Below are 5,483 nucleotides of genomic sequence, written 5' to 3'. Positions count from 1 at the left end.
GGCCTGGCACCCTGCGCAGTTGCCGGTACTGGAGAAAACGTTTCGCAGTCGCAAGCGGTCAGTTGGGAAGGATCGACCGCGCTCTTCCTGTTGGACAGCGAAGCGAAAGCCGCAGGGCGCTGAACGATTCCAGCCTACACCGAGTGAGCGGTTATTAGTATGGATGTACTCTTATGGCATGAGACGAATTGCCAATTGTTGTCCTGCTTCGCGTGAAGTCTCCCCGTCACGCGCTCTCGCCAATCGAAGGCAGACTAAACTGGAAAGTCGCACCGTGCCGGGCATTACTGGATGCCGACAGCTGTCCTCCGTGGGCTTCGATGATCGAGCGGCAGATCGACAATCCCATGCCCATTCCGTTGGACTTCGTCGTGAAGAAAGCGCCTAACAGCCGATTTACATTGCTGGATCGATGCCCGGGCCGGAGTCATGTACAGCCACGACCACGTGCGCCTCCTTATCACGGGCTTAAGCTCGTCGCCGTGTCAGTGGTCGCCCAGCAGAGCTCTGCGCGCCACCGTAGGTATCTTCTTGCCGGGGCTCCTGCTCGTGCTGGCGGCGCTGCCTTTCTGGCAATCGCTGCGCGCCCGCCCATTGATGACTGCATTGCTTTCAGGGGCAAACGCCTCAGTCGTTGGAGTACTTGCCACGGCTTTGTACTCGCCTGTCTGGACAGTTCGGTTCTCTCAAAGCTCGATTTCGCCATCGCAGCGATTGGATTTTTTCTGCTGACTCGCTGGAAGATACCTCCGCTCGCCGTCGTTGTGTTCTGCGCGTTCGCCAGGGGCGCGGAGGCGGAGATCGCCTTACTGTAAACATTTGATTCTATAGCGAAATAATACGTTCTCCGTACAGTGGGTAATTGGCTCAGAGACTTCCAATTACTATGACCGCGCGGTCGATGTCATGGAAGAACTGCGTCAACGTATTCGTTCACCACGCAGCGATAGCATGGTCCGTATGCGTTGGCACATGTAAACCTCTATAATGAGAACGTTTCTCATTTCAAACTGTAAGCCAGATGCGCCTGCCCGAACTGCCCAAAGGTGCCCCCGCTATCGTGGAAAGTGTTCAAGATATCCACGCCGGCGATTCGATCGCCCAACGTCTGCGCGATCTCGGCTTTGTGCCGGGCGAGCCCGTACGCGTCGTAGCCTACGGCCCGTGGGGCGCCGATCCCCTTCTTATCCAGATCGGCTCGACCCGTTTCGCACTGCGCCAGGCCGAGGCCAATCGGGTCAGTGTGCGTGAGGTCGCCGGTTCATGAGCGAAACAAGCTTGCGCGTTGCTCTCGTCGGCAATCCAAACTGCGGAAAAACAGCGCTATTCAACCAACTCACCGGCGGGCGTCAGAAAGTTGCCAACTACGCTGGCGTCACGGTCGAACGCAAAGAGGGCCGCTTCACTGCGCCTTCTGGGCGCCAGATCCAGTTGCTCGATCTGCCGGGCGCGTACAGTTTCAAATCCACCAGTCCGGACGAGCGTGTCACAAGGGATGTGCTGCTCGGCAACTATCGAGGCGAAGCGATTCCGGATCTCGTCGTATGCGTCGCGGACGCCACCAATCTTCGCTTGCATTTGCGCTTCGTACTTGAAGTGAAGCGGCTGGGGCGCCCGGTCGTGCTGGCGCTGAACATGATGGATGCCGCCGCGCGGCGCGGCATCACGATCGATGTTGCCGAATTGCAGCGCCGGCTCGGCGTGCAGGTGGTGCAGACGATCGCGGTCCAGCGCAACGGCGCCCGCGCGCTGATCGAACTGATCGACCTCGTGGATGCGCAGCCGTCAGACTCAACGCGCGTTTTAGCCGGAACGGCTAACGAAACGCACGATCAAGCCGACCTGCACGCCGAAGTCCGCGCGTTGCTCGCCGCTGCCGTGACGATGCCGCGCGCTACCGACGCGCGCGACGATGCCATCGACCGCTGGGCGCTGCATCCGGTGTTCGGTCTGCTGATCCTCACCGCGGTGATGTTTCTCGTCTTCCAGGCGGTCTATTCGGTGGGCAAACCGATGACCGATGCAATCGGCGACGGCTTCACCTGGCTTGGCGTGCAAGCGGGGGCATGGTTGCCGGACGGTCCGCTGCACAGCCTCGTGACCGACGGTTTGCTGGGTGGCCTCGGCACCGTGCTTGGCTTCCTGCCGGAAATCCTGGTGCTGTTCCTGTTCATTCTGGTACTGGAAGAATCCGGCTACCTGCCGCGTGCGGCGTTCCTGCTTGACCGAATGATGGTGTCGGTGGGCCTTACCGGGCGCTCGTTCATCCCGCTGCTGTCCAGTTTCGCCTGCGCGATTCCTGGCGTGATGGGCACCCGTAGCATCACGGATCCGCGCGAGCGCCTCGCCACCATCCTCGTTGCGCCGCTGATGACCTGTTCGGCACGCTTGCCGGTCTACGCACTGCTGATCGGCGCCTTCATTCCCAACCATCGGGTGCTGGGCATTTTCAACCTGCAGGGGCTCATGCTGTTCGCGCTTTACGCAGCGGGCATTGCCGGCGCGATGGCAGTGGGCTGGGTCATCAAGCGTCTGCGCCGCGATCACAGCGAGCACGCACTCCTGATGGAATTGCCGTCATACCGCCTGCCAAAAGCACGTGACATTGCAATCGGCCTGTGGGAACGCGGCCACATCTTCCTGAAGCGGCTGACCGGCGTGATCCTCGCGCTGACGGTGCTCATGTGGTTTATCTCCACGTTTCCTTCGCCGCCTGTGGGCGCCACCGGGCCCGCCATCGATTACAGCTTCGCCGGCTACATTGGCCGCGGCCTGCAGTACATCTTTGCGCCACTCGGCTTCAACTGGCAGATCAGCCTGTCGCTGATCCCCGCGTTTGCCGCACGTGAGACGGCGGTTGCGGCGCTCGCCACCGTCTATGCTGTGGGCGGCGACGCCGACACGGTCGGGCTCGTACACGCACTGGCCGCTAACTTCTCTCTCGCGAGTGCGCTGTCGCTTCTGGTGTGGTTCGCGTTCGCGCCGCAGTGCATGTCGACGCTGGCGGTGATCCGTCGCGAAACGCGGTCGTGGCGCAATGTCGCGATCTCCTTTGGTTACATGTTTGTGGTGGCCTACGCGGCGTCGCTGCTGACGTATCAGATTGCGAGGTGGTTCACGTGAGGCTGAGTCTTGGATTGCAGTATGTCGTGATTGCCTTCCTTGTGGCGCTAAGCCTGCTTCACACGTTTCGCAAGCTGGCGCCTCAATTGACGACGCGTTGGCAGGCCGTCGCCTCGGCCTGGCTTGTGCAGCCGCAACGTGCGCGCGCAGCGCAGGCGCTGGGGCGCTGGCTGCGTCCTGATCAGGCAACCGGCAACTGCGTGGACGGTTGCGGAACCTGCGGCGGTTGCGGCACCTCGCGGCCGTCATCTTCCGGAAGTTTGGAGCCGCAACCGCTCGAATTCCGGCCGCAACAGAAGCGAAACACGAGCGCCACACTGCCATGATAGAAATCGCGCTTCAATTGCCGCCAGCTTACATCAGTGATGGGAATAGATCGACTGGGCGCTCGCCATCGTCGTGGGCGCACCCACCTGCAAAGAGCCACTCGCCACGCCACCCACTCCGCTGCTGCTCGTTGCTGTGACATCCTGCGCGCCAAGGTGTGCCTCCGCCGTCTGGATGTCAGCCGGATACTTCAACTTGCTCGGCCGGTAGCCCGCCTGTTCCAGCCTGATCAGGTCCGCCCGGACGTCCGTACGCGTCACCGGCACACTAGCGTCTTGAGCAAAGGAGACGGTCGAAAGAGTGAGCAGCCCGGTAACCAGGGCAGCACAAAAAAGCGTCTTCATCGTAGGGTACCTTCTAGAATGGGATGTGGTCGGCTTCGAACTGTGATTGAACTCACCGATTTCCTGCCTCGTCGCAACCGGGGTGCGCAGCGTTAATTCTGCATAGCGAAGGTGGACGTGTCCTGACGCTCACATTACATCGACGTCATGTTTGAATTTGAATGCCTGGAGTGAGTCGCCGATTGTTCCTTGCATCTATGAGTCGCGCACATTCACCGGACACGACTGCGGGCAGGTAACGCGATTTTCGCCTGCGCAACCGCCCGCAACGCTGACACCCGCCCCAATCCTGATACGAACAAAGCAACGACGCAGTCAGCACGTCGCATCGCCTTCGTTGTCGCCGTGGCTCCCCTGCATAACTTTCGAGCTTGGTACCTCCAGATCAGACCGACTGTGTGCAAAAAGGTTGGGATGCAACAGGTGCGGATTGCGGCGGCGAACACGCCTGATCGCGGCATCAGAGCCGTACTTTGCTACCGGCCTCTCGCCCCGCTTTATCATCGTCAGCAACCCTCGGGGCTTGAACCGGATAAGTGTCCCGATTCATGACATTATTGTCATTTTTCGTCCATCTTGACGCAAGGATGTCTTTCTTACAATTATCGACTACGAGCGATATGACCGCGCCCCTTCACCCGCCGCGTGAAACAAGACACCTCGCGCAATCGCACATCCCGCCGGGGCGTAAAAGATCCACGGAGCCTACGGTACGGGGTAGTTGCCTGAAATTGCGTCGCTGCGCAGATGCAATTAGAGACATGTACTATCTGCGATGGATTCACGACTTGCTGTGCGAAAGGGTTTTCATCATGCGTATCCTGATCGTCGAAGACGAACCGAAGATGGCCTCGTACCTTCGCAAAGGCCTCATGGAGGCAAGCTTCAACGTCGATATATCTAACGATGGCGAAGACGGTTTGTTCCAGGCGCTCCACGACGACTACGATCTGATCGTACTCGACGTCATGCTTCCGGGTCTCGACGGGTTTGAGGTACTCAGACGCTTGCGAGCTAAAAAACGCACACCTGTACTTCTCCTGACGGCGCGCGATGCGGTGGAAGACAAGGTCGCCGGACTTGAAGCGGGGGCAGACGATTACCTGGCAAAGCCATTCGTCTACTCTGAATTTCTTGCGCGGATTCGCGCGGTGCTGCGCAGACCCACGCAATCGGTCGACACTGTGCTGCGCGTCGGCGACATGGAAATCGACCTCGTCAGGCGCCGTGTGCGTCGCGGTAACGTACGCATCGACCTGACTGCGCAGGAATTCACGCTTGTGAAACTCCTCGCCGAGCGGCAGGGTGAAGTGGTCACGCGCGCAGTCGTCACGTCCCAGGTCTGGGACATGAATTTCGACAGCGATACGAACGTCGTTGAAGTGGCTGTCAGACGCCTGCGCGCAAAGATCGATAACCCATTCGAGAAGAAACTACTCCATACGGTCCGTGGCATGGGCTATGTGATGGAAGAACGACCATGACTGCGGCGGACGGAGCGTATTCGCTGCTCAGGCGTCTGAGTTTCGCTTTTACCATCGTCGCCATACTGGTGCTCTCGATGGCCGGCGGCCTCCTCTATCATTCGCTCTCCAGCCAGCTCAGGCAGCGCGACGATAGCGAGATTTCGGTCAAGCTCGACGAGTTTCTATCGGCAGCGCGCAGATACGGTTCGGCGCAGGCGATTGG

The 5,483-nt window shown here is 59.8% G+C and carries 6 protein-coding genes and 2 pseudogenes; 6 read left to right on the top strand and 2 right to left on the bottom strand.

Features of this window, described 5'->3' with window-relative positions; genetic code table 11:
* Window positions 1-226 precede the first annotated feature (226 nt).
* Entirely contained in the window at window positions 227-349 is a 123-nt protein-coding gene (locus QOC89_RS09895) for an ATP-binding protein (RefSeq protein WP_323044841.1), read from the bottom strand.
* 155 nt (window positions 350-504) lie between these two features.
* On the opposite strand from QOC89_RS09895, the pseudogene QOC89_RS09890 reads away from it, so the two are divergent.
* From QOC89_RS09890 to QOC89_RS31860, 4 genes and pseudogenes are all read left to right on the top strand, one after another.
* Window positions 505-815 (top strand): annotated as a pseudogene (locus tag QOC89_RS09890) (chromate transporter); the annotation flags it as partial.
* Window positions 816-1,021: 206 nt separating this feature from the next.
* Window positions 1,022-1,267, top strand: coding sequence for a FeoA family protein (locus QOC89_RS09885; RefSeq protein ID WP_087753623.1), 246 nt, complete (start codon window positions 1,022-1,024; stop codon window positions 1,265-1,267).
* A complete protein-coding gene (gene feoB / locus QOC89_RS09880) occupies window positions 1,264-3,123 on the top strand; it encodes a ferrous iron transporter B (RefSeq protein WP_323044840.1) in 1,860 nt (619 codons plus the stop codon). The genes QOC89_RS09885 and feoB overlap by 4 nt, the downstream gene beginning before the upstream one ends.
* A complete protein-coding gene (locus tag QOC89_RS31860; protein ID WP_416340386.1) occupies window positions 3,030-3,449 on the top strand; it encodes a DUF6587 family protein in 420 nt (139 codons plus the stop codon). Before feoB ends, QOC89_RS31860 begins: the two co-directional genes overlap by 94 nt.
* 33 nt (window positions 3,450-3,482) lie before the next feature.
* Here the strand turns inward: QOC89_RS31860 and QOC89_RS09875 are convergent, their stop codons facing one another.
* A complete protein-coding gene (locus tag QOC89_RS09875; RefSeq protein ID WP_323044839.1) occupies window positions 3,483-3,794 on the bottom strand; it encodes a DUF4148 domain-containing protein in 312 nt (103 codons plus the stop codon).
* Between the two features lie 812 nt (window positions 3,795-4,606).
* Between QOC89_RS09875 and QOC89_RS09870 the strand changes: the two genes are divergently transcribed.
* Together QOC89_RS09870 and QOC89_RS09865 are read left to right on the top strand one after the other, a co-directional pair.
* On the top strand, window positions 4,607-5,278 hold the full coding sequence (locus QOC89_RS09870; RefSeq protein WP_323044842.1) for a heavy metal response regulator transcription factor: 672 nt from the start codon (window positions 4,607-4,609) through the stop codon (window positions 5,276-5,278).
* A pseudogene (locus QOC89_RS09865) lies at window positions 5,275-5,483 on the top strand (two-component sensor histidine kinase); the annotation flags it as partial. The gene QOC89_RS09870 and the pseudogene QOC89_RS09865, both read left to right, overlap by 4 nt.

This window comes from Paraburkholderia sp., from assembly GCF_034668105.1.
Lineage (GTDB): Bacteria > Pseudomonadota > Gammaproteobacteria > Burkholderiales > Burkholderiaceae > Paraburkholderia.
This window is presented reverse-complemented; position numbering and strand designations above follow the sequence as displayed.